This window comes from Streptomyces sp. NPDC005004 (genome assembly GCF_053600675.1).
This window is the reverse complement of the sequence record NZ_JBSGAH010000007.1, coordinates 189,458-211,635: the sequence shown is the minus strand read 5'-3', so window position 1 is coordinate 211,635 and position 22,178 is coordinate 189,458. Positions and strand designations below refer to the sequence as shown.

18 protein-coding genes are annotated in these 22,178 nt (G+C 73.5%); 12 read left to right on the top strand and 6 right to left on the bottom strand.

Translation table 11 applies throughout. The features are described from left to right. Nucleotides 1–97: 97 nt before the first annotated feature. From ACWEEU_RS12370 to ACWEEU_RS12345, 6 genes are all read left to right on the top strand, one after another. Nucleotides 98–1,117, top strand: a complete 1,020-nt coding sequence (locus tag ACWEEU_RS12370; protein ID WP_451731381.1) for an FkbO/Hyg5 family chorismatase — start codon at nt 98–100, stop codon at nt 1,115–1,117. Further along, the gene (locus ACWEEU_RS12365) at nt 1,114–2,652 is read left to right on the top strand and encodes a class I adenylate-forming enzyme family protein (protein WP_451731378.1); all 1,539 of its coding nucleotides are present in this window, start codon (nt 1,114–1,116) and stop codon (nt 2,650–2,652) included. Before ACWEEU_RS12370 ends, ACWEEU_RS12365 begins: the two co-directional genes overlap by 4 nt. Then, nucleotides 2,642–3,622 (top strand): DMT family transporter, encoded by a 981-nt coding sequence (locus ACWEEU_RS12360; RefSeq protein ID WP_451731375.1) that lies wholly within the window; start codon nt 2,642–2,644, stop codon nt 3,620–3,622. The genes ACWEEU_RS12365 and ACWEEU_RS12360 overlap by 11 nt, the downstream gene beginning before the upstream one ends. A gap of 26 nt (nt 3,623–3,648) precedes the next feature. Then, complete coding sequence (locus ACWEEU_RS12355) at nt 3,649–3,900, top strand: chorismate mutase (protein ID WP_451731372.1); 252 nt, start codon at nt 3,649–3,651, stop codon at nt 3,898–3,900. Nucleotides 3,901–3,978: 78 nt separating this feature from the next. Next, nucleotides 3,979–4,857: a class I SAM-dependent methyltransferase gene (locus tag ACWEEU_RS12350; protein WP_451731369.1), complete on the top strand. Its 879-nt coding sequence runs from the start codon at nt 3,979–3,981 to the stop codon at nt 4,855–4,857. A 232-nt stretch (nt 4,858–5,089) separates the two neighbouring features. Next, on the top strand, nt 5,090–5,647 hold the full coding sequence (locus ACWEEU_RS12345) for a hypothetical protein (protein ID WP_451731366.1): 558 nt from the start codon (nt 5,090–5,092) through the stop codon (nt 5,645–5,647). Between the two features lie 6 nt (nt 5,648–5,653). Here the strand turns inward: ACWEEU_RS12345 and ACWEEU_RS12340 are convergent, their stop codons facing one another. Then, a complete protein-coding gene (locus ACWEEU_RS12340; RefSeq protein ID WP_385744729.1) occupies nt 5,654–6,526 on the bottom strand; it encodes an ATP-grasp domain-containing protein in 873 nt (290 codons plus the stop codon). A gap of 175 nt (nt 6,527–6,701) precedes the next feature. Here ACWEEU_RS12340 and ACWEEU_RS12335 point away from each other — a divergent pair, with 175 nt between their 5' ends. The 4 genes from ACWEEU_RS12335 (at nt 6,702) to ACWEEU_RS12320 (ending at nt 12,205) form a co-directional block, all read left to right on the top strand. Continuing rightward, nucleotides 6,702–7,670 (top strand): hypothetical protein, encoded by a 969-nt coding sequence (locus ACWEEU_RS12335; RefSeq protein ID WP_451731363.1) that lies wholly within the window; start codon nt 6,702–6,704, stop codon nt 7,668–7,670. A gap of 56 nt (nt 7,671–7,726) precedes the next feature. Beyond that, complete coding sequence (locus tag ACWEEU_RS12330) at nt 7,727–9,451, top strand: insulinase family protein (protein WP_451731360.1); 1,725 nt, start codon at nt 7,727–7,729, stop codon at nt 9,449–9,451. A gap of 70 nt (nt 9,452–9,521) precedes the next feature. Further along, on the top strand, nt 9,522–10,970 hold the full coding sequence (locus tag ACWEEU_RS12325; protein WP_451731357.1) for an acyl-CoA synthetase: 1,449 nt from the start codon (nt 9,522–9,524) through the stop codon (nt 10,968–10,970). A 197-nt stretch (nt 10,971–11,167) separates the two neighbouring features. After that, nucleotides 11,168–12,205: a rod shape-determining protein gene (locus ACWEEU_RS12320; RefSeq protein WP_385744738.1), complete on the top strand. Its 1,038-nt coding sequence runs from the start codon at nt 11,168–11,170 to the stop codon at nt 12,203–12,205. A gap of 198 nt (nt 12,206–12,403) precedes the next feature. Here ACWEEU_RS12320 and ACWEEU_RS12315 read toward each other — a convergent pair whose 3' ends face one another. The 4 genes from ACWEEU_RS12315 to ACWEEU_RS12300 all read right to left on the bottom strand — a co-directional run bounded on the left by ACWEEU_RS12315 (nt 12,404) and on the right by ACWEEU_RS12300 (nt 18,762). Continuing rightward, nucleotides 12,404–13,831 (bottom strand): FAD-dependent oxidoreductase, encoded by a 1,428-nt coding sequence (locus ACWEEU_RS12315; protein ID WP_451731354.1) that lies wholly within the window; start codon nt 13,829–13,831, stop codon nt 12,404–12,406. Then, nucleotides 13,824–15,056: an MAB_1171c family putative transporter gene (locus ACWEEU_RS12310; RefSeq protein ID WP_385744741.1), complete on the bottom strand. Its 1,233-nt coding sequence runs from the start codon at nt 15,054–15,056 to the stop codon at nt 13,824–13,826. The genes ACWEEU_RS12315 and ACWEEU_RS12310 overlap by 8 nt, the downstream gene beginning before the upstream one ends. Further along, complete coding sequence (locus ACWEEU_RS12305) at nt 15,053–15,649, bottom strand: toxin-antitoxin system, toxin component family protein (RefSeq protein ID WP_385744743.1); 597 nt, start codon at nt 15,647–15,649, stop codon at nt 15,053–15,055. The genes ACWEEU_RS12310 and ACWEEU_RS12305 overlap by 4 nt, the downstream gene beginning before the upstream one ends. Nucleotides 15,650–15,789: 140 nt before the next feature. After that, nucleotides 15,790–18,762, bottom strand: a complete 2,973-nt coding sequence (locus ACWEEU_RS12300; protein WP_451731350.1) for a glycoside hydrolase family 35 protein — start codon at nt 18,760–18,762, stop codon at nt 15,790–15,792. A 75-nt stretch (nt 18,763–18,837) separates the two neighbouring features. Here ACWEEU_RS12300 and ACWEEU_RS12295 point away from each other — a divergent pair, with 75 nt between their 5' ends. Beyond that, nucleotides 18,838–19,296: an RrF2 family transcriptional regulator gene (locus ACWEEU_RS12295; protein ID WP_385744747.1), complete on the top strand. Its 459-nt coding sequence runs from the start codon at nt 18,838–18,840 to the stop codon at nt 19,294–19,296. Between the two features lie 187 nt (nt 19,297–19,483). Then, nucleotides 19,484–20,134: a DUF4360 domain-containing protein gene (locus tag ACWEEU_RS12290; RefSeq protein ID WP_385744749.1), complete on the top strand. Its 651-nt coding sequence runs from the start codon at nt 19,484–19,486 to the stop codon at nt 20,132–20,134. A 29-nt stretch (nt 20,135–20,163) separates the two neighbouring features. Here ACWEEU_RS12290 and ACWEEU_RS12285 read toward each other — a convergent pair whose 3' ends face one another. Then, entirely contained in the window at nt 20,164–22,005 is a 1,842-nt protein-coding gene (locus ACWEEU_RS12285) for a pyridoxal phosphate-dependent aminotransferase (RefSeq protein WP_451731346.1), read from the bottom strand. Nucleotides 22,006–22,178 lie beyond the last annotated feature (173 nt).

Below are 22,178 nucleotides of genomic sequence, written 5' to 3'. Positions count from 1 at the left end.
GGCTTTACGCCATACCGAGATCGGAAACTATACGGGGGCGCCCACTTGGACCACATTTCCGTTCTATGAATCTTGAGCGTCTTCGGGGGAGTGAAACGTGACGACCGGACGGAAGCGCCGCGGAAACATCAGCGTTCAACTGCACAGATGCCCTTTCGACAGAACGATCGACGCCCCGGCGGGAGGCGTCCTCGCCCGGGTCAACTTCGCCGGCGGCGTCGGCGGGACGTCGCTGGACGACGGCGCCCCGCGCCTGACCACGCACATGGTGGGCGAACACACCGAACCGGCCGAGGAAATATGGGTCAGCACCCTGCCGGTGACCGCCGGACTGGCCGGTGAGGCCGTCTTCGCCGAGGACGGCGAACACCTCTTCTACGCCGTCCGGCTCGACGCCCGGCCGGTCTATCGCGACGCCGTGCGCCGCATGTACGAAACCGCCCTGGAATTCGCGTTCGAACGCGGATACACGGAGATGGCCCGCATGTGGAATCTCGTCGGCGGAATTACCGACCCCAACGCCGAAGGCGTCGAGATATACCAGGATTTCTGCGTCGGACGGGCCGAGGCGTTCGCGGCGTGGGACGACCGCGTCGGGCGGCTGCCCGCCGCCACCGGCATAGGAACCCTCAGCCAGGGCGTCGACCTCTGCTTCATCGCCGTCCGCCCCGGCCGCACCACCCACATCGAGAACCCCCGGCAGACACCCGCCTACGAGTACCCGGTCCGCTACGGCCCCAAGTCGCCCAGCTTCGCCCGCGCGACCTGGCTGCGCGGACTCGACGACGAGCCCGGCACGCTGTTCGTCTCCGGCACCGCCAGCATCGTCGGCGCCGAGACCGTCCACGTGGACGACATCACCGGCCAGGTCAACGAGACCCTCCGCAACATCGAGGTACTGGTCGGCCGGGAGAACCTCGCCCGCTACGGCGTGGAGCGGGACTTCGAGCTGAAGGACCTCGACCAGGTCAGGGTGTACGTCCGTGACGCCGAGCACCTGCCCCTGGTCCGGGACCGGGTGCGCGCCGCCCTCCCGGCCCACACCCGGATCGCCTGGTTCAACGTCGACGTCTGCCGCCCCGACCTGCTCGTCGAGATCGAGGGAGTCTGCCGATGAGCGCACCCGTCACGACCACGGTCCCCCTCACCGACTCAGGGCCCACCGCCGACGGCAGCCTCGTCTCCCGCTTGGAGGGGCTCGCCCGCGCCGGAGGCTGGCTCGACGACACCGCCTACGTCGAAGGCGCCGAGCAGGTCACCTACCGGGGGCTGTTCGACGCCGCCGCCGACACCGCGACCGGCCTCGCCGGGCTGGGTGTCCGCCCCGGCGACCGCGTCCTGCTCGCCCTGCCCGACGGCATCGACTTCGTCACCGTCTTCCTCGGCATCCTCCGGCTCGGCGCCGTCGCCGTCCCCGTCAACACCCTCTTCCACGAGTCCGAACTCCGCCGGAGCGAGGAGATCGCCGAACCCGTCCTGGTCGTCTGCCGAGACGAGGCCCGCCCGGCGTTCGCCGGAAAGACGGTCGACCCCCTCGACCTGCGGACCCGCACCGGCGGACCGCGCCAGGACCCCCATCCGGTCGAGCCCGGCGCCATCGCCTTCGCGGCCTTCACCTCCGGCACCACGGGCGCGCCCAAACTCTGCTTCCACGCCCACGGCGACGCCGCCGTCTTCGACCGGGCCATCGGCTCCGCCCTGCGCATCACCCGTGACGACGTCTGCTACTCGGTGTCGCGGATGTACTTCGCCTACGGCCTCGGGAACTCCGTCCTCCTCCCCCTCCAGCGCGGCGCCCGCACCGTCCTCACCGCCGAACGGGCCGACGAGCACACCGCGCTCGCCACCCTCGCCGCCCACCGCGTCACCGTCTTCTACGGCCAGCCCAGCTTCTACGCCCGGCTCCTCGCCCATCCCGACCGGGACCGGGTCAGCGCCCTGCGGGTCGCCGCCGTGGCCGGGGAATTCCTGCCGCACCCCGTCGAGGACGCCCTGCGCGCCCTCCTCGGCGACCGGCTCCTCAACATCTGCGGGACCACCGAGACAGGGCACGCGGTGCTCGCCAACGGCCCCGAGGCTCCCCGCCCGCGCACCGTCGGCCGTGTGCTGGCCCCCTACCGGGTCCGTGTCGTCGACGACACCGGCCGCCCCCTGCCCGCGGGAACGGAGGGGCGGCTCCAGATCGCCGGCCCCACCATCGGCGACGGGGTCCGCCGGGGGAGTGCCGCGCCGATCCGCCTCGGCCCCGAGGAGTGGTACACCACCGGGGACGCCGCCCTCGTCGACGACGGATACGTGACGCTCCTGGGGCGCCTGGACGACATCGAGATCGTCGCCGGTGCCAACGTCCACCCCACCGAGGTGGAGGACCTGCTCGGCCGGGACCCCCGGGTACGGGAGATCGTCGTCTGCTCGGTCCGCCGCGCCTCGGGCGTCACCAGCCTCCGGGCCCATGTCATCGCCGAGGACGGCGCCGAACCGGAGGAACTGAGGGCATCCCTTCTCGCCACCGCCGCCCGCGAGTTGACCTGGTACAAGGTCCCCGAGGACGTCGTCTTCGTCACCGCCCTGCCCCGCAACGCCACCGGGAAGCTGCTGCGCCGCGCGCTGCGGGCGAGCGGCCCCCTCCAGGAGGAACCCCTTGTCCGCTGATTCGACCACCGGCGCGAAGACGACCGTCGACGCGAAGACGACCGCCGCCGCTCTGCTCACCATGGTGCTGTGGGCCTCGGCCTTCGTCGGCATCCGTTACGCGGGCGAGGACATCCGCCCCGGCGCCCTCGCCCTCGGCCGCCTGTTCGTCGGCTCCGTCGCCCTGCTGATCCTGCTGGCGGTCCGCCGCGAGGGCCTGCCGCCGCGCGCGGCCTGGCCGGGCATCGCCGGGGCCGGCGTCTTCTGGTTCGGCCTCTACATGGTCGCGCTGAACTGGGGCGAGCAGCACACCGACGCGGGCACGGCCGCCCTCGTCGTCGGAACCGGTCCGCTGCTGGTGGCACTGCTCGCCGGTACCGTCCTCAAGGAGGGCTTTCCCCGCCCGCTGCTCGTCGGACTGGCCGTCGCCTTCGCCGGGACCGCGCTCGCCGGCTTCTCCGGCAGCGGCGGCTCCTCCGCCCTGTGGGGCGTGCTCCTCTGCCTCGCCGCCGCCGCGGGGCACGCGGTCGGCGTGATCTGCCAGAAGCCCGCCCTCGGCCACGCCTCCCCGCTCCAGGTCACCGCCTTCGGCTGCGCCGTCGGCGCCGTCGCCTGTCTGCCCTTCGCCGGACAGCTCTTCGACGACCTCGCGGACGCCCCGGCCACCGCCGTCGGCGCCGTCGTCTACCTCGGCCTGCTGCCCACCGCCCTCGCCTTCCTGACCTGGGCCTACGCCCTGTCCCGGATGTCCGCGGGCCGACTGGGCGCGACCACGTACGTGGTACCCGCGCTCACCGTCGTCCTCGCGTGGCCCGTCCTCGGCGAACTGCCCTCCCTGCTCGCCATCGCCGGCGGCCTGCTGTGCCTGCTGGGCGTCGGCATCTCCCGTCGGCGCGCCGCCCCGGCTCCGGCCCCGGCCGTCACACCCGAGCAGACCCCCGCGCCCGAGCCCGCGGCGGGTACCGCCGGTGGCACCGGGAGCGCCCGTTGACCCCCACCTCTCTTCAGGAGACCCCCATGTCCCCGAGCCGGCAGACGCAGCCGGAGGGTGCCGAACCGCACGCCCGCATCGCGTCGATCGACTCCGCCATCATCGAGCTGCTCCACCAGCGCCGCAGCGCGGCGTCCGAACTCGCGGCCCTCCGCCGGGCCGGCCGCGCCCCCCGCGTCCAACTCGCCCTGGAGAACGCGGTCGTTCGCCGCTACAGCGAGGAACTCGGCAACTCGGGCACCCGGTTGGCCCTGCTCCTCCTCCGCGACCCCGCCTGACCCGCCCCGCCCAGGAGGCCCCTCGCTCACGCAGGGGGCCTCCTTCCTCTTCCCGGCGGTGCTGTTGAATACAGGCCCATGAGCGAGAGTGAGCGCACCGCCAGCCGGACCGCGGTGCTGGTCTGTCAGGGCCGCGCGGCGGCGGACGGCCGGTTCGTCACGGACCGGTTCGGCGATCCGGTGGCGGTACGGCTGCTGCGTCCGGCGGAGCGTACGGCCGTGGACCAGGTGCGCGCGGGCACGCCGCCGGAGGGGTGGCAGGCGCGCACGGCGTACGAGAGCGTGCGGGCCTGTGCCGAGGTGGTCGTCCCGCGCACCGTCGCGATCGACGACGCCCTGCGCGCCGGTGTCTCCGGCCAGCTCGTGATCCTCGGCGCCGGACTCGACACCCGCGCCTGGCGCCTGTCCGCCCTCGGGGAGACGGACGTGTGGGAGGTCGACCACCCCGCCTCCCAGCAGGACAAACGCGACCGCCTGGCCGAAGCCGCACCGGAGGCCGCCGCCCGCTCCGTACGCTTCACCCCCGTCGACTTCGCCACCGACGACCTCGGCGCCGCGCTGGACGCCGCCGGCCACGACCCCGCCCTGCCGACCACCTGGCTGTGGGAGGGCGTCGTCCCCTACCTGACCCGCGACCAGATCCGCGCCACCCTGTCCGCACTCACCGCCAGGACGGCCCCCGGCAGCACCCTCGTCGTCAACTACCAGTCCCCGTCCGCCAAAGCCGCCGCGGGACGCCTGCTGACCCGCCTCCTCGGCAACGCCATCACCTCGGGCGAACCCTGGCGCTCCCTCTGGAACCCCGGGCAGATGGCCTCCCTCCTCGCCGAGCACGGCTTCCGCGTGACCTCGGACGCCTCCCTCCTCACCCTCGCGGAGACCGTGGGCAGCCCGGCCCGGGGGCGTATCTCGCTGAGATCGGGGCGGGTGGCGGTGGCGGTGGCGGAGCGCGGCTGAGCGGGCTCGTCGAGGAGGCCGGGGTCGAGCCGTGAGGGCGGGCGGGGAAGGCGCCGCCGTACGTGTCCCTCTGCTCCCGGGACGGGGACGAGAGGCGGCTCGTGCTCGTGCTCGTGCTCGGGGAGGGACGGGCGTCTCGGCTCGTTCCTCCGGGTGAGCTGCCTGTCCGGATACCGCCGCACGCCCCGCACCGTCTGCGGCAACCCGGGCACCGAGCGGCAGCATGGGTCCCATGGATCTCGACTTTCAGCTCGTGCTGCTGCGGCGCCTGGCCGACCACCATCCCGAACTGGCGGAGGACGCCCGGCTGCGACTCGGGGCGTCCTCGACCGAGATGCGGGAGACCAACCGGCGGTGGCAGGCGATGGCGCGGTCGAAGAAGTGGCGGTCGGCGGCGGAGCGTTACCGGGTCGTGCTGGGGGCGCCCGAGGCGGTCGAGGCACGGCAGGTGGGCGAGATGGAGTGCGAGGCGTGGCAGTGGGGGCTGTCGCTGTGGCCGGACCTGCGGTTCGAGGTGCTGGTGGGGGAGGGCGGGACCGTACTCACCGAGTGGCTGGTCCGGCGCCCCGAGGCGGCCGTCCCGCCGCCGCGCACGCTGGAGGACCTCACCGGCTGGTCCTACACGCTGGACGAGGTCGCCCGGGCCTTCGCACCCGTACGGCCCGTGCAGAGCACCGCGCCGACCCGGCAGGCGCTGGTCTTCACGGCGCCGGACCGCGACGGGACGCCCCACGAGGTCGCCGCCGAGTTCACCTGGGGGCTGCTGCAGCGCACGGCCCTGCGGGACTGACGGCCCTCAGGACGCGGCCGCGATGATCTCCCGCGCCACCTCCGGCAGCGACTCCGGGTGCAGGAACAGGAACAAGTTCGGCTCCACCAGCTCCAGTTCCATCAGCCGGGGCAGACCGTCCTCGCCGTCCACCACGTCCACGCGGGCGTACAGGAGACGGTCCGCCCCGCCCGGCACCGCCGCCAACGCCGCCTCCGCCAGTGCGAGTTCGTCCTTCGTCGGCTGCCACGGCTCAAGGCCCGGATGCGGAGTGCGCGGCGCGTCGAACGCCGTGCCCGGGGTCAGTACCGCCCCCTTGCGGCTGGCGTGGAGCAACCGGCCGCCGACGTACTGGAGCGCGCGCTCGCCACCGGTGTCCACGGCGCTCATGTACGGCTGGACCATCGCGGTGAGCCCCTCGGCGTGCAGCCGCGCCAAGTGCCGGACGGCGACGTCGTGTTCGGCCGGGGTGTAGCGCGCCGCGTAACGGGCTCCCGCGCCCGAGGCGGGCTTGATCACGTACTCGTGCCCCGAGGGCAGCTCGGGCGGGGAGCCCGGCGCGACGTACCGCGTCGGCACCGTGCGGACCCCCGCCGCCGCGAGGTCGCCCACGTACCGCTTGTCGCAGTTCCAGTGGACCACCTCGGCCGGGTTGAGCAGCCGGGTCGCCGCGTCCACCCGGTCCACCCACGTCGCGAACTCGGCGGTGCGCCAGGCGTAGTCCCAGGTCGAGCGGATGACGACGAGGTCGTACGCGGCCCAGTCCACGCCAGGATCGTCCCAGAAACGGCTCTCCGCGTCGGCGCCCGCCTCCCGCAACTCCCGCACCAGCCGGGGAAGGTCGGTGTCCCGGGTGGGACCGGTCCCGGGGTCGTAGGTCGCGAGGGCTATACGGGGCACGTCGGGCGTCCTGTCGTACGGCGATTCGATCAACGTGAGGCTAGCAACCCCGGAGGGAGCCGGGACAGGGCCGCCGACCCCGGACGGTCCCGCCCGCGTGGGCGATCCCCGCCGGTACCCCCTCGCACATGCCCCGCCCGACCGCCGTGTCATACCCTCCGCTTACGATCCGCACATGCAGCACACACCCGGCTCCTTCGCGTCGCGCCTGGCACGCCCCGACTTCGACATCGTGTCGGCCTACCCCGAAGCCGCCTGGCTGCGGCAGGTCGCGGCCGCGCGGGACTGGGCGTCCGTGCGCGGGTACGTCGACGGACTGCCGCAGGGGACCAATCGCAGCTTCGTGGTGAGCATCCTGGCGGAGGTGCGCGGGAGCGAGGAGTGGATGCGGCAGATCCTCGCCGCCACGCCGGACGACGTGCTCGCGCTCACCGTGCTCGGCGCCCGCGAGGTGAAGATCGGCTGGGAGATACGCACCGCCGCCTCCGCGAAGCACGTCAGCCGCAAGCAGTTCGAGGGGCTGCACGCCCATCTGCGGCTGGCCGAGCAGGCGTTGATCCGCGCGACCGCGCTCGACCCGACGTTCGACGCGGCCTGGGCCGAACGGCTCACCACCGCGATGGGGCTGCAGCTGGGGCAGGCCGAGGCACGCCGCCGGTACGACCGGCTGTCCGCCGTCCACCCGCACCACATCACCGGCCAGGCCCGGTTGCTCCAGCAGCTGTGCCCCAAGTGGAGCGGCAGTTGGGAGGCGGCGCACGCCTTCGCGCGCGAGTGCCTCACGGGCGCCCCCGAGGGCTCGCTGAGCGGCGGCATGGTGGCCGAGGTCCACATGGAGCACTGGGTCTCGCTGGAAGCCCGCGAGAGGCAGGAGTACCTGCGCCGCCCGGAGGTGCACGCCGAGCTGGTCGAGGCCGCCGAGCGGTCCACGCTGAGCCCGCACTTCCGGCCCGAGTACCAATGGGTCACCGTGCAGGGCTACTTCGCCGCGATGTTCTCCCTGATCGGCGATCACCCCCGCGCCGCCGCCTGCTTCCGCTCGCTGAACAACCTCGCCTCCGAGTACCCGTGGATCGAGCTGGACGGCGTGAACGCCGCGGACTCCTACGTCAAGCACCGCAACGCCGCCCTGGCCAAGGGCTGAGCGGTATCCGAAGACCGCGGCACCCCGAAGACCGACCAGCCCCAAGAGATCCGGACATGAACCTCCAGACCCCCCTCCTCCACACTCAGGTCGACGGCATACCCACGCTCTTCGCCGAGACCACCGGGCCGCTGCGCGCCGGGCTGGTCTTCCGCGTCGGAGTCGCCGACGAGACGCTGGCCCGCACCGGGGTGACCCACCTGGTCGAGCACCTCGCCCTGCACCGGCTCGGCGTGAGCGACTACCACTTCAACGGCGAGACCAAGTCGGCGTTCACGCACTTCTACATCGAGGGCGCCGAGCACGAGGTCACGACGTATCTGAGCACCGTCGCCGCCTCCCTGCGCGAGCTGCCCATGGAGCGCCTGGAGACCGAGAAGGAGATCCTGCGCACCGAGGAGTCCCGCCGCTCCTCGCCGCAGCTCCCGCTCTGGCGCTACGGCGCCCAGGGGTACGGCCTGGCCAGCTACCCCGAGTGGGGCGTGCGCGACCTCGGCCCGGACGCCGTGCGCGACTGGGCGCGGACCTGGTTCACCCGGGGCAACGCCGTGCTGTGGATCGCGGGCGAGCGGATGCCGGCCGGCCTGTCGCTCGGGCTGCCCGAGGGCGAGCGGCGCCCGATGCCCGCCGTCACCTCCGCGCTGCCCGAGACCCCGGCCTACTTCTCCGACGGCAAGGGCGGCGTCCTGCTCGACGCCGTCGTCACCGACACGGCCGCCGCCCGGCTGTACGCGGGCATCCTGGAGCGCGAACTCACCCGCGCCCTGCGCCAGGAGGGCGGCTACTCGTACACGGCGGCCACCGACTACGCCCCCCGGCGCGACGGCCACGCGATCCTGACCGCCTTCGCCGACGCGCTGCCCGCCAAGCAGGGCGCGGTGCTCGGCGGGTTCGTCGACGTCCTCGCCGCCTTCCAGGCGGGCCGGATCGGACAGAGCGCGCTGGACGCGGTGCGCGGCCGGTACGTGTCGGGGCTGGCCGCGCCCGACGCGATCGCGCTGCGGTTGCCCGCGCTCGCGGAGGACCTGCTCGCGGGCCGCCCGGTGCTGACCCCCGCGGAGCTGAGCGCCGAGCTGGCGGCCGTGACCACCGAGCAGGTGCACGCGGTCGCCCTGGAGGCGGCCTCGACCGCCCTCATGCAGGTGCCCGGCGGCCTCTCGGCGGACTGGGCCGGGTACGCGGCGGCGCCCACCACCTCGCCGTACACCGTGACCGGCCGCCCGTTCCACGAGCAGGGCGGGGGCAACGCGATCCTGGTCGTCGGCGCCGACGGCGTCACCGTGACCGGCCCGCACGGCAGCGGCCCCGAGTGCGCGGCGACGGTGCGGTACGCCGACTGCGCCGCGATGCTGGCCTGGCCCGACGGCGGACGGCGGCTCATCGGCACCGACGGCATGGTCGTCGAGGTCGAGCCCCTGCTCTACGACGTCGACGCGGCCACCATGGCGGGCATCGACGTGGCCGTGCCGCGCGCCGCCGTGGTCTCGCTGCCGCCGAGGCAGCAGGTCCCGAAGCCGCAGAGCCCCGCCGCCGCCGGCTCCGGCGGCCGTGCGGGGCAGCCCGCGCCGACCCGGCGCACCGCCCTCCAGACGGTCGTGCTGATCATCTTCGGCCTGTTCGGCGGCCTCTCGGCGTTGGTCTCCCTGCTGTTCACGGCCTTCGGCTACGACGCGGAGTACGGGTTCACCGACTGGCTGATCACGATCATCGTGATGTGGGGCTTCACGGCGCTGGTGTCCTGGCCGGCGGTGCGGGTGCTGCGGCGGACCCGGCGGGTCTGAGGGCGCCGGCCGGGGTAGGTAGGTGGGGTCGCCCCCGTGGCGCGTCCCTCGTGGTGAAGGAGTACGTGGCGTGTCCTCCCTGTTCCCGGCCCTGTCGTCCCCGACGGCCGAGCGGCCCGCCCTCCGCTTCGGCACACGCTCGCTGACCTACGCCGGACTGGCCGCCGCCTCCGGCGCCCTCGCCGCGCGGCTGCGGGGTGCGGGGCGCGTCGCCGTGTGGGCCACGCCCGGGCTGGAGACCGCCGTGGCGGTGACCGGCGCGCTGCTCGCCGGGGTGGCCGCCGTGCCGCTCAACCCGAAGTCGGGCGAGCGGGAGCTGGCGCACATCCTGGCGGACAGCGCGCCGAGCCTGCTGCTGACGGCCCCGGGCGCCGAACTCCCCCCGGGCGTCCTCGACGTGCCCCTCCTGGAAGTGGACGCGTACGCCACCGGCACCGTCCCCGAGGACACGTACGACGCCGAGGACCCCGCGCTCGTCGTCTACACCTCCGGCACCACCGGACCGCCCAAGGGCGCCGTCCTCCCGCGCCGCGCCCTGGCCACCACCCTGGACGCGCTGGCCGACGCCTGGCAGTGGAGCGAGCACGACGTCCTGACCCACGCGCTCCCCCTCTTCCATGTGCACGGACTCGTCCTCGGTGTGCTCGGCCCGCTGCGGCGCGGCGGCGAGGTCCGGCACCTGGGCCGCTTCGACCCCGGGGGCGTGGCCCGCGAGCTGCGGTCCGGGGCGACCATGCTGTTCGGGGTGCCGACGATGTACCACCGTCTGGCCGAGGCGCTGCCCGGCGACCCCGGGCTGGCCGAGGCGCTCGCCGGGGCGCGGCTGCTGGTCTCCGGCTCGGCCGCGCTGCCCGTGCACGACCACGAGCGGATCGCGGCGGCGACCGGGCGCCGGGTCCTCGAGCGGTACGGCATGACCGAGACCCTGATGAACACCGGCGTCCGCGCGGACGGCGAGGCCCGCCCCGGCACCGTGGGCGTCCCGCTGCCCGGGGTGGAACTGCGCCTGGTGGAGGACGACGGCACGGAGGTCACCGCGCGCGACGGGGAGAGCGTGGGCGAGATCCAGGTGCGCGGGCCGAACCTGTTCACCGGGTACCTGAACCGGCCCGACGCGACGGCCGCCGCGTTCACGGCCGACGGCTGGTTCCGCACGGGCGACGTGGCGGTGCGGGAGCCCGACGGTTACGTCCGCATCGTCGGGCGCAAGGCCACCGACCTGGTCAAGAGCGGCGGTTACAAGATCGGGGCGGGCGAGATCGAGAACGCGCTCATCGAGCTGGACTCCGTGCGGGAGGCGGCGGTGACGGGGGAACCGGACCCGGATCTGGGCGAGCGCGTGGTCGCCTGGGTCGTACCGGCGGACCCCGAAGCGCCCCCCACGCTCCAGGAGTTGGCCTCGCACGTGGCCGGGCGGCTGGCGCCGCACAAGCGGCCCCGGGTGCTGCGGCTGCTGTCCGCGCTGCCCCGCAACGACATGGGGAAGGTGATGAAGCGGTCGCTGGAGCCGGGTTCCTGAACGCCTGTTGATGGTGAGCTGATGCGCCGTTGTCCCGCACCACGCCCGGCGCGTCGCGCGAAACCCCCGTTCAGCGGCCCCCCGCCCGGCCCCCTCCAGAAGGCACCCGGTGCCGGTCCCCCGCAGGATTTCCAGTGGGGCCCGCCGGACCGGGCGGACCTCCATGGCCTGCGCACTCGCACTCGGGAGGAACCGCCGTGACCGTCAGCCTGGAGCAGTTGCGCCGCTGCCACTTCGCCGTCGACCTGGGGGCGGCGCGCACCCGTGTGTACGTGAAGGGCGCGGGGCTCGTCGTGGACCAGCCGTCGGTGGCGGCCGTGAACACCCGCACCGGCGCGCTCATCGCGGTCGGCGAGTTCGCGGAACAGATGACGGGGCGGACGCCCGCGTACATCCGGGTGGTGCGGCCCGTGTCCGGCGGCACGGTCGTCGACATCGACATGGCCCAGCGGATGCTGCGGCACCTGCTCGGGGACAAGATGCGGCGCGCGCTGCGCCGCAAGCCCCGGCTGCGCGCGGCTGCCTGCACCCCGCACGAGGCGGACCCGCTGGCCCAGCGCGCGACCATCGAGACGCTCGTCGGGCTCGGCGCGCGGCGCGTGGAACTGGTGGACACGCTGATCGCGGCGGCCGTGGGGTGCGGGCTGCCGGTGGAGCGGCCCGAGGCGAGCATGATCATGGTGTGCGGGGCGGCGGCCACGCAGGTGGCGGTGCTCTCCCTCGGCTCCATCGTCACCGCCGAGCGCATCCCGGTGGGCGGCGAGGCGGTGGACCGGGCGATCGTGCAGCACCTGCGGCACGAACACGAACTGCTGCTGCCCAGCCAGTCCGTACGGCCGCTCCAGATCGCCCTGTCCGACAACGGGCTGACCCCGCAGGGGCCGGTGTCCACCGAGATCCACGGCCGCGACGTGGCGACCGGGCTCGCCCGCAGCGTCCGCGTGGACACCGCCACGATGCGCGACGCCATCCACACCCCGCTGCTCGCGGTCCTCGACGGCATCGGCAAGGTGCTGCGCGAATGCCCGCCCGACCTCGTGGCGGACCTCGTGGAGCGCGGCATCATGATGGTCGGCGGCACGGCCCTGCTGCCCGGTCTCGACCAGATGCTCCGCGACGCCACCGGAGTCCCGGTCCACATCGCGGAACGCCCCGACGTGTGCGCCGTACAGGGCCTGGGCGCCATGCTGGAGGGCCGGATCGCCCCGCTGGTCCTCAACCCCCTCGCGGCCTGAGGCGGGTTCAGTACGGCAGGATGCGCCCCGACGGCGTCCTGCGGTCGATCTCCTGCCCCCGCGGCGCCGCGGGGCGACGGCTCACCCGTACCCGGATACGACGTTCCATGACGCCCTCCTCCCGTTGCCGACGCCGAGCGCCGGTAGGGGGACGGTGCCCAGAAAGGGGCAGGTTGAAGCGGGCGACTTCGTAACGGATCACGGTTTCGGGGCAGGGCCGTCCGGGTCGTGGTCCTGGACCAGTCCCGCCGCCTTCCGTTCCTCCGGTGTCAGTGGCGGCTTGGTCAGCGGGGGCCGCAGGGGGCCGATCAGGGCGGCCAGGAACATGCTCGGGGTCAGGAGGGTCTCCGCGCCTCGTTGGAGGGACGTCACGTCGGTCACGCGGCGGGCGACTCGGCCGTTGCCGGTGGCGGTGCGGAGGAGGCGGGTGAGGTAGGGGGAGAGGAGGCGGTCGCGGAGGGCGGGGCCGGTGGGGGTGGCGTGGGGGTAGTAGACGTCGGCGCCGGTGGCGAGGTCCCAGGCGGCGGTGGTCGTGCGGGCCACCGCCTTCTGGAGGTGGCGGGAGAGGGCGGGGGTGCCCAGTCCGCCCCTGCGCTTCACCGTCTCGCGCAGGGCCAGCGCCGACTGGGCCGCGACCGACATGCCGTGGCCGTAGACCGGGTTGAGGGCGCACAGGGCGTCGCCGAGGACGGTGAAGTCGTCCGGCCAGCGGGGCAGGCGTTCGTAGTGGCAGCGGCGGTTGGCCGTGGTGCGGGTGAGGGTGACCTCGGTCAACGGGGTCGCGTTCGCCAGGAGTTCGCCGATCAGGGGGTGGCGGAGCCTCGTCAGGGCGTAGGGGGCGAAGTCCTCGGACGTGCGGGGGAGTTCGTCCTCCGCCGTGCCGAACAGCGTCACCATCCAGCGGCCTTCCTCCACCGGCATCAGCACACCGCCCCGGCTCACCCCCGAACCCCGCACGTCCGGCTCGATGTTGACCACCGGGAAGTCGTCCCGGGCCTCCGGTGGCGCCTGGAAGAGACGGCTGGCGTACACCAGACCGGAGTCCACCTCACGGCGTTCGGGGGCGGCCACGCCGAGGGCGGTGAGCCAGGACGTCGCGCGGGAGGCGCGGCCCGTGGCGTCCACCACCAGGTCCGCCGGGAGGGGGTGTTCCTCGCCGTCGACCAGGACGCGCGCGCCGGTCACCGCGTCGGCCGTGCCGGTCAGCCCGACCGCCTCGGCGCCGTCCAGCAGCTCGATGTCCTCGTCGGCCAGGACCAGTTCACGGATCACCCAGTCCAGCAGGTCACGCCCGGCGGGCAGCATGTACGCGGACTCCGCCCAGCGGCGGTACCAGCCGTACGGGGAGAGCGCGACCATGCCCGTCGTCATCGGCACCCGGTTCACCCCGGCGGCCCGCAGCTGGGCCTCCGCGCCGGGAAGCAGCTCCTCCAGAGCCCGCGCGCCGCCCGACCACAACTGGTGCACGTGCCGGGCCTGCGGAAGCCCCTTGCGCGGCTCGGGCCCGGACGGCAGCACGTCGCGCTCGACCACGGTCACCCGGGCGCCCGTGGAGGCGAGCGCGCGGGCCGCGAGCAGACCGGCGAGGGAGCCGCCGAGCACGACGGCGGACTTGCGTTCACTCATGGACGGCAACGCTCTCTGCTGGTTCGGCGGCCGCACGGGCGCGCACCGCCTCGATCTCGTCGGGACTGCGCAGGGCCCGGGAGACGGCCCCGATCTCCTGGAGCAGACTCGTGGTGTCCGGGCCGCAGGCCGCGGCGGCCGGTTCCGGCGTACGGTTCCTCGTCTCGACGGCGTCGAGGATGCCGACCGCCGCCGCCAGCGCCCGCGCCCGCTCGGGCGGATGGCCGAGGGCGAGCCCGGCGGCGTACGACCGTGCGCCGAGGGCGGGGTCGATGTGCCGGGCCAGCGACAGCAGCACGTCCCGGATGAACGTCTCGCGCCGGGTCAGCCGCAGCTCGGGCGTGGCCCGCAGCACGAACGGCACCCCCTCACCGGTCGCGGAGCGCAACAGCAGGTACAACGCCCGTAGTTCGCGGTGTGCGAGCCGCACCCGCCAGCGGTCGCGGGCGTACTGCCCGGCGTGCGGCAGGATGAAGCCGACGGCGATCAGGATCGCGGACATCGCGGCGACCGGTGGCGCGAGGTCGGTGCTCAGCCAGTCCAGGTCCCGGTCCAGCCAGCGGGCGGCGACCGCGACCAGCTTGGTCGCGTCGAAGATCAGGTTCAGCACGTAGCCCGCGCCCAGCAGCTTCAGTCCCCACCGCAGCCAGGCGTCCAGGCCCTCCCCGCGCACCCAGTTCCACAGCAGCCGCGAGGTGATCAGACAGGCCACCGCGTGCGCGCAGAGGTAGAGCAGGATCTCCTCGCGCATGAAGGGTGTGTTCGCGTAGTAGGTGTCCAGGTCCCGCCGCCGCTCCACCGGCACGTCGGCCAGCAGGAAGAGCACCCACAGCAGGACGATGACCCCGCAGTACACCGACACCACCCGGCGCCGGGCCCGCCGGGTGACCGCCGAGCGGTCGGCCGGGCCGTTGCGCCAGGTGATGATCAGCAGCAGACAGGAGCCGCAGAACGCGGTGAGCAGCGAGTAGCACCAGGGCGCCGAGATGTTCGGCACGCCGGTCAGCCGGTTCACCCGGGCGATGGTGGACGGCGAGCAGAAGACGAAGACCCCGCACGCCAGCAGCAGCAGTCCGCCGACCGCGCGCAGGAGCGGGTCGCGCCACAGCCGGACGATCGTGGGCAGCTTGACGACCAGGGCGGCGGCGAGCACCGCCGTCGGTATCCAGAAGGAGATCGAGAAGTCCCGCAGCGAGGCCGGGTCGGCCAGGACCGGCCCGCTCACCGGGCGGCCCCGCCACGGCCCCGGTAGCCGAGCGAGCGCTGCACCGGGTCCAGGGGCGCCCCGGGCGCGGTGAGGTGGCCGCGGAAGAGGGTGGCCAGCCGGTGCCCGAAGTCGTCGGCGGCGGCCTCCTCGTCCGCGCGTGAACCGTCCCGCGCGGCCACCGTGAGCGCGAGGCTCCGCCAGCCGGGCTCACCGGCCAGCGCGCGGGCCGCCGCACCGGCCGGCGGATGATGCCGGTGCCCGGCGTGCAGATGCCACAACTCATGTCCCAGAATCACCAGTTGCTGCACGGCTTCCGCCCGCTCCTCCACGATGACCAGGTCGAAGTCCTCGAACTCCACGCACAGACCGGTGACTTCGATCTCGTCCGGGAACCGCTCGAAGCGCAGCTCGACCGGTCGCCCGTCGCGGCGCGCACTCATCGCCCTGCACAGGGCCTGACACAAGTCCCGTACGCCGCCGATGGGTTGCTGCCGCTGATGTACTGAGGAGGCCAGGGCGGTGGCCAGGGCGCGCATCGACCGGCGCCGCCGGGGCGGGCCGAGCCGGGCGGCCACGCGTGCCAGCCGCTCCCGCGCGCCCGCGACGCCCATCTGTTCCCCTTCGCACCCGCCGGTGACCAAACCGACGGAGAGCCTACGCGGACCCGTGCGGCCCCGTCATGCCGATCCGGGTCGAGCGCCCCGAAAATTCCGGTGGGCTCAACTCGGGTTCCGCACAGCCGCCTTGGCGCTCACCGCCGACCCGGCGACGCCACCTCCCGCACCGGCACCCCGCCAAGCGACCGCCCCAGCAGCGTCAGGCCCACCTTCCCCGGCCCGGACAGCGTGGTGAACTCCGACAGCACCGCCAGCGCGAGGGTGTTGGTGCCCCGGGTGCGCAGGATTCCGTTGGGCAGCACGAAGGTGTGCTGCGGGCCCACGTTGTTGATGTACTGGCCCAGGTTCCAGCCGTTGAGGAAGATCTGCGCCCGGTAGGCGCGGTACGGATCGTCCTCCAGGGTCAGCCCCACCGAGGCGTCGATGTCGGCCGGCACCGAGAGCCGGAACTCGGTGCGGTACCAGGTGACGCCCTGCCGCCGCTCGGCGCGCGGGAAGTCCACCGTGTCCCAGTCGCGGTCGCGGAAGCCCGGCAGATGCCAGCCCTCGCGCTCGCCGAAGAGACCGCCGTTGTTCTGCGGCCCGCGCACCGGGTCGGGCGTCCCGCCCTGGATGCGCCAAGCCACCTCGGGCGAGGCTCCCTCGAAGGATGCCGACACCAGACCCCGCGCCGCCTTGTGGGTGTCGCGGGCCGCGCCGTCCTGGTCGTGCTGCATCCGCCGCACCAGCACCGACAGCACATGGCGCCCCGGCGAGCGGAGCTGCTCCCGCACCGGGAAGGCGGCCGTCGCCTCCCACGTCCCCTTGCGGATCGTGGTGTTCTTGTCCGGCACCGGCATCCGGTGGGTGCCGAGCGGCTCGCCGTCCAGCCAGGCCATCAGCAGCCCCTGCGTACCGGTGCTGTAGGCGAGCGAGACCTCCTCGATCCCGGCGGAGCCGTCGAACTCGCCCCGGTACCAGACGTCTCCGTAGTGGAAGCCGTAGTCGTCCGCGAATAGCACCGGACCGCCCTCGGGGACCGGGGTGGTGCTGTGCGAGGTGGTGCGGTCGGCCCTCGTCCAGTCGCCGTCGTCGAAGTTGGGCCCCGCCTCCGGGTTCTCCGTCCGCATCCGCCAGCCGCCCAGCTCGGGCAGCTTCACCTCGGGCACGCCGGGCAGCGTGACCGTGCTGATCAGGCTGCCGGAGAGGGTGACCCGGGTCGGTACCTCGCGCCCGTTCCACACCAGCGAGGAGACTCCGCGCGGACCCCACACCTCCAGCATGGAGTTGGAGGTGAGATCGCCGGTGAGCCGTACTTCCGAGCCGTGCACCTCGGCGTGGCGCAGCAGCTCGGGGCCGTAGACCAGCAGGCTGCCGGAGGGGGTGTCGTACGGGAACAGCTTGGTGCTGGTCGCGTCGTCCGCGAAGAGCAGCAGCAGCGGGGTCTCGGTCTCGCCGCCCGCGACCAGGACCCGGCTCAGCCCGGACGCGGGGCCCAGCGGCGCGTTGACGTGCAGCTCGTCACCGGCGAAGGCCCAGCCGGCCTCGGGATCGAGCCGGGTGGTGGTGGGCTCCACCGGGCAGTGCAGGACCAGTTCCGCCATGTCGCCCGCGCGGCCCGCGAACAGGGCGACGTCCTGTCGTCCCGCCGTCATGCGCAACACGGGCTGTGTGGTCGTGTACTTGAGTTTCCGCTTGCCCAGCGACAGCTCGGTGGTGAGCATCCTGGCGTCGCGCGGTGGCACGGTGATGCGCAACTTGCCTGCCGTGGTGGGCAGTTCGGTGGTGACGGGCTTGGTTCCGTCGTTGCGCGTGACGTACACGTGCGCGCCGGTGTCCGGGTTGGTCAGGTGGTAGACCTTCAGCCCCGCCGCCTCGACCGCCTCGGCCCGCTCCAGGCGGGCGAAGTCCGGTACGCGCTGGAGGAGATGGCCGAGCTGGTGCAGCGGGGCGATCTTCTCGGTGACGTTGCGGGCCTCGTCGATCGCGGCGCCGTAGTCGTACGACGTGTAGACCACCGGCGCGGGCAGCCAGCCCCACGAGGTGCCGCCGAAGGCCATGTAGACGTTGTGCAGCGTGAGGCCGTTGGCGAGGTTCGTCAGATAGAACCGGCGCTCGTACGCCGAGTCACGGGTGCGCCGCGCCTCCGCGTAGCCCTTGCCGTCGAACCAGGCGCCGCCCCACGGATCGAACCAGCCGCCCCCGAACTCGGGCACGAAACCGGGCGTGTGCGGCGAGGCCGAGGCCCCGCCGGTCGTGCCGCCGGGCCCGAACGTCCCCCAGTCCGGCGGGGTCTGGGAGGGCGAGGGGTAGCCGTCGAAGCCGTACAGCCAACGGCCCTTCTCACCGCCGGTGTCGAAGGAGCCCGGCACCCAATGGCCGTTGCGACCCTTGTCGTTGTGGAAGAGGGGGACGTCGATCCCGTCGGCGCGCACCTTCTTGTACAGATGGGACATGTAGTCCCGGCCCGTCGCCTCGGTGACGTGCGCGTCGTACTCGTTCTCGATCTGGTAGAGCAGCACCGTGCCCCCGCCGTGCGTGAACAGGTGCTTGCGGACGATCCGGTTGACCTGGGTCAGCCACTGGTCCACGTGTCCCAGGTACACCGGGTCGGCGGTGCGCGCGCTGCCCTCGGTCACCGTGAGCCAGCCGGGGAAGCCGCCGCCGTCGACCTCGGCGTTGATGTAGGGGCCGGGCCGCAGGATGACGTACAGACCGGTCTCGGCGGCCGTGCGCAGGAACAGGTCCAGGTCGCGGACGCCGGTGAAGTCGTACTCACCGGGCGCGGGGGAGTGGTAGTTCCACGCGACGTAGACGCTCACGGCGTTGAAGCCGTGGGCCCGCATCTTCTGGAGCACGTCACGCCACAGCGACGGGCTCGGCAGCCGGAACGGGTGCATCTCGCCGGACCACACCACCAGACGCCTGCCGTCCACGAGCAGCGAGTGCCGGTCGTACCCGATCGTGTGCCGGTGGCCGTCGGCGCGCGGCGGTTCGGGCGCCGGGCCGGTGGCCGCGGAGCGCGCCGCGTAGGCCGAGGGTGCCCCGGTGCCGCCGCTGCCGCCCAGGGCGAGGCCGAGCGCGGCCGAGCCGGTCAGGGCACTGAAGGTACGTCTGCTGAGCGCCAAGGTCGATCCTCCCGGGCGATCCTACGGGGCGTGGGTCCGGCCATTCTCCACGCCCCGGCGACCCACAATGGACGCATGAGGATCTCGGCGCGGGCGGACTACGCGGTACGGGCGGTGCTGGAACTGGCCGTACGGCAGGGTGACGGCCCGGTGAAGGCGGAGGAGATCGCGGGTGTCCAGGACATCCCGCACAAGTTCCTGGAGGGCATCCTCGGCGACCTGCGGCGCGCCGGGATCGTCGACAGCAGACGCGGCGGAGGCGGCGGCTACCGGCTCGCGCGGGACCCCGCCGCCGTCACGGTCGCGGACGTCATCCGCGCGGTGGACGGCCCGATCGTCTCCGTACGCGGTGAACGCCCCACCGAACTCGCCTACACCGGAACGGCCCGGCCGCTGCTCCCGCTGTGGATCGCCCTGCGCGCCGGGGTGCGGCAGGTGCTGGAGGGCGTCACGCTCGCGGACCTCGCGGCCGACGCCCTGCCGGAGCCGGTCCGGGCGCTGACGACGCGGCCGGCGGCGTGGGAGAACCCGTGAACCGTGTACGCGGCACGCACCGCGCGGGTGCGTGAACAGGCCGGTGTGAATGGCCGGAGCGCGCCCTGCCGCAGGCCGACGGGGCTTTCTACGCTTCCCGTGCCTCCCCGCCTTCACAGCCGTCACACAGGTTCTCCGACGCTCAACCGGCGGGCGGGGCTCCACCCCTCGCGACCCTGGGAGAGACATGACCGGCGGACTTCTCCTGAGCGGCGCCGTCGCCGCTCTGCTGACCACCGCACTGCCCGCGCACGCTCCCTCCTCCGTCCTCGACAACCCGCCCCCGGACAAGATCGTCATCGACGTGGCCACGGTGAACGGGTCCGGCTGTCCGAAGGGAACCGCCGCGGTGGCCGTCTCCCCGGACAACACCGCCTTCACCGTCACCTACAGCGACTACCTCGCCCAGGCCGGCGGCAACTCCGACCCCACGGCCTACCGCAAGAACTGCCAGCTCAACCTGGTCGTGCACGTGCCGCAGGGTTTCACCTACGCCATCGCCAGCGCCGACTACCGCGGCTTCCTCTCGCTCCAGCCCGGCGCGAGCGCGACCCAGAAGGCGTCGTACTACTTCCAGGGCTCCTCCAGCACCGCCTCGCGCACCCACCCCTTCAGCGGCGCGTACAACGACGACTGGCAGGCCACCGACACCACCGACTGGGCCCAACTGGTCTGGGCGCCCTGCGGGGTGCAGCGCAACTTCAACATCAACACCGAGCTGCGGGTGAACGCGGGCACCACCTCGCCCGGCAAGGTGAGCTTCATGACGATGGACTCGACGGACGGGGACATCAGCACCGTCTACCACCTGGCGTGGCAGCAGTGCCCCGGGAGCTGAGCGCCTGAGCGGACCCGGGGCGCGCCCCGTCAGACCGGCTGGCCCATCCCCGCCGCGTTCGGCCAGCTCTGCGCGCTCGGCCAGCCGGTCGCCGGGGCCGGGGTCAGCCCGGCGGGCGGTGCCGGTGCCGGGGTGCCGGGGGCGGTCATGCCGCGCACCTGGGCGGCGGTGAGCCCGCCCCGGGCCGGGACGCCGGGCGGGGTGGGACCCATCGCCGCCGGCGCCATCGCCACCGGAGCCATCGCGGCCGCCGGTGCCATGGGAGCCGCCGGTGCCATGGGGGCGGCGGGAGCCATCGCCGCCGGGGCCATCGGCTGCGGCGCGGACGGCATCTGCGGCTGCACCGGGACCTGTTGGGGCACGACGGGCTGCGGCGCGAGCGGCTGCGGCTGCGGCTGCGCCGGGATCTGCGCCGCGGCCGGGATCTGCTGGGGCGCGGGCGGGAGCGGCGGCTGCGGGGCCGGGGGCAGTTGCTGCTGCCGGGGAGCGACGGCGGGCTGTACGGCCGGCGCCGTCGGGCCCGCCTGAGCCGCCGCCGGCACCGGCATCCCGCCGCCGGCCGGCGCCGCGGCGGCGGGGAGCGGCATACCGGTGCCGGCGGCCGGGGCCGTGGGGAGCCCCGGGGAAGGAGCCGCGGCGATCGCCTGCGCGGGCAGTCGCATCCCGGCCCCGTTGGTCTCGTTGATCAGGCGGTCCACGGCCGCGGTGCCCGAGCTGTAGGCGTTTCCGGCGCTCAGCTCGGGGACGGCCGTCTTCTTCCCCGTCTCGTAGAGCACGTGCTCCAGCCCGGTCACCAGTCGGCGCACGTCGGGCTCGGGACGCACCACGAGCCGTACGAAACGGCTCGACGAGCCGATCTTGTTGCCGCACTCGCGGACCAGCACCCGGTGCTCGGTGAGCAGCCGGTCGCGGACCACGGTGCCCTCGGCGCCCAGCGGGAGGCGCACGAAGAGGAAGTTGCCCTGCGAGGGGTAGACGGTCAGACCGGGCAGCCCGGCCAGTTGGCTCGCCATCTCCAGCCGGTCCCGGCGCACCTGGAGCAGACTCCGCGCGTACTCGGCGCCGTGCTCCTTCAGCATGAACACCACGTGCTCCGCGAAGGAGTTGAGGTTCCACTTGGGCAGCATCGAGCGGACCTTGCCCGCGAGCGCGGGGTTGGCGACCAGATACCCGAAGCGGATGCCGTGCAGACCGAAGTTCTTGCCGAGGCTGCGCAGCACGATGACGTTCGGGCGCAGCATGGCCTCCTGGACGACGCTGGGCTCGGCCTCGGCGTCCGCGAACTCCAGGAACGACTCGTCGATCACCACCAGGTCCAGGTCCGCCATCGCGTCCATGAACTGCACCACCGACTGTCTGGACAGAAAGCCGCCGTCGGGGTTGTTGGGGTTGCAGATCACCGCGACCCTGGTGCCCCGCTTGCGGATGAACTCGCCGTAGCGGGCCAGGTCGAGCGCGAAGCCGTTGGCCTCCTGGAGCGGGAACATGTCCACCCGCTTGCCGGTCTCCATCGGCTGGTCGGTCCAGCGGCCGAACGTCGGCACGGGCACGGCCAGCGACTCGCGGACCAGCAGATGGTCGATCCAGGTGATCAGCTCGGTCGAGCCGTTGCCCATCGCCACGCACTGCGGGGGGAGCTGGAGCAACTGGCACAGCTCGGCGGTGATCGTGTCCGCGCTGCTCGGGTAGTACGTGATGATGTCCCGCAGCCGGGCCGCCATGTCCTCGAACATCTCGGGCGTCGGGAAGTACGGGTTGCACGGAATGCAGAAGTCCACCGGGCCCGCCCCGTCGCCGCCCCGCCTGAGCGCCGCCATCGAGGGGCTGTGCGCGGCGGTGCCGCGGAACAACGAGGTGACGTTGTCAGGCAAGGAAACCTCCGTCGAAGGGCGGCCCGTTGGGGCGGGGGCCATCCATGCATACGGAACCGGCGGGGGTGGCGTTCAACTCGGGCGTCACGTGAGCCACTTCACTCCGCCGTCGCGGCGCCTCCCCCGAATTCCCCCCGATCGAACACGGCGCGCGGGAACTCTGCCGGTCCCGC